We start from the raw sequence: 1,773 nt of genomic DNA on the forward strand, positions 1-1,773 counted from the left end.
CAATGCCGCGTAGTTAGTGATTTTGCTGGTGGGGCAAGGCGGGTGAAGTTCAAGATCGACAGGACAGCGGGACTCCTTGTAGAACTGGTGATCTTCCACAATCGCCTGTTCAGGAGTCCCGCTGCGTGTTCAGTCTGCCATCGCCTCGTTGTTGTGCTGTGCCCGCCTCGCCGGTGGATGTGTTCGCCGCGGGTCATGTGGGCGAGTTGACCCAGTATCTGCCGGTCGAGCTGGTGGATGACGTGCTGGACCAGACCAGGACGACGCAGCGCCGGTTGCGTGCTCTGCCCTCCCGGGTCGGGGTGTATTTCCTGCTCGCGCTCGGCCTGTTCCCACGGTTGGGGTATCTGCGTGTCTGGGACAAGCTGACCGCCGGGCTGGATGCCATCACTCGTCCGTCTGAGAAGGCCTTACGGGATCTGCGCCGCCGGTTGGGCCCTGCGCCGTTGAAGGCGTTGTTCGACGTGGTGGCCGGCCCTGTCGGACAGCCCAGGACACCCGGAGTCTGCTACCGCGGACTGCGCACGGTCGCGTTCGACGGCCTGAACTCGCTCAAAGCCCCGGATACCGATCGCAACCGGGCCTGGCTGGGGCGCATCCACCACGGGCAAGGGTGGGCCGGATACCCCAACCTACGGTTGATGGCGTTGGTGGAGACCGGCACCCGGGCACTGCTCGGCGCGACGGTGGGAGGCGCGGACAAACGCGACGAGCTCGGCCTGGCCGGTGAACTCGTGGGTCTGCTACGACCGGGCATGCTGGTACTCGCCGACCGGGCATTCGACGCGGCCGCGTTGTTCACCCGGATCGCCCGGACCGGAGCAGACTTCCTGATACGCGGCAAGCTCACCCGCAAACCACGAGTGCTCTGCCACCTGCCCGACGGGTCATACCTGTCCATTCTGGACGGCAGGACAGTACGGATCATCGCAGCCGACCTGGCCATCACCGGCACCGACGGCAGCCGCACCGGTGACCACTACCGGCTGATCACCACCCTGCTCGACCACCGCCGCCACCCCGCCAACGAACTCACCAAGCTCTATCACGAACGCTGGGAAATCGAGACCGCGTTCCTCGCGCTACGCCACACCATCCTCAACGGACACGTGCTGCGGTCCGGTGACCGCCCCGGCCTGGAACAAGAACTCTGGGCCCTGCTGACGCTCTACCAACTCCTACGCATGGCCATGGTCACCGCGATCGAGACCCAACCCGGCACCGACCCCGACCGGGCCAGCTTCACCACCGCCCTGGAAACCGCCCGCGATCAGCTCACCGCCGCCCACGGCATCCACCCCACCACACCAGTCGACCTGCCCGGCGTGATCGGCCACGCCGTCCTGCGCACTCTGCTACCCGCACGACGCCCACGCTTCAGCGCCCGCAAAGTCAAATGCTCCACCTCCCGCTACATCAACCGCGACGAGGACCGCCCCACCCACTCCACCACCATCACCACGATCACCATCACCATCCACACCCCACCACTCACCCCGCCCCCACCCCCACCACGACCACCACGCGACTGGACCACCCCCCTGCCCGACACCCGCCGAGCCCGCGTCATCCAGATCATGACCACCCACCCACACCACCACTGGAACGGCAGACACCTCGCCGAGCAACTCGGCATCCCACCCCGCAACCTGCTCACCCAACTCGCCGAATGGGCACGCCACGGCCACCTCACCAAAACCACCAAAGGCCACTACACCCTCAACCCACCACCCATCTCGACACCACCACCAACCCTCTAACTACGCGGCATTG

1 protein-coding gene is annotated in these 1,773 nt (G+C 66.0%); it reads left to right on the forward strand.

Features of this window, described 5'->3' with window-relative positions; translation table 11 throughout:
- Positions 1-158 precede the first annotated feature (158 nt).
- The gene (locus EV192_RS53480) at positions 159-1,760 is read left to right on the forward strand and encodes an IS4 family transposase (protein ID WP_207926998.1); all 1,602 of its coding nucleotides are present in this window, start codon (positions 159-161) and stop codon (positions 1,758-1,760) included.
- The last annotated feature ends 13 nt before the right edge of the window (positions 1,761-1,773 follow it).

The sequence above is a fragment of the Actinocrispum wychmicini genome (assembly GCF_004345645.1).
GTDB lineage: Bacteria > Actinomycetota > Actinomycetes > Mycobacteriales > Pseudonocardiaceae > Kibdelosporangium > Kibdelosporangium wychmicini.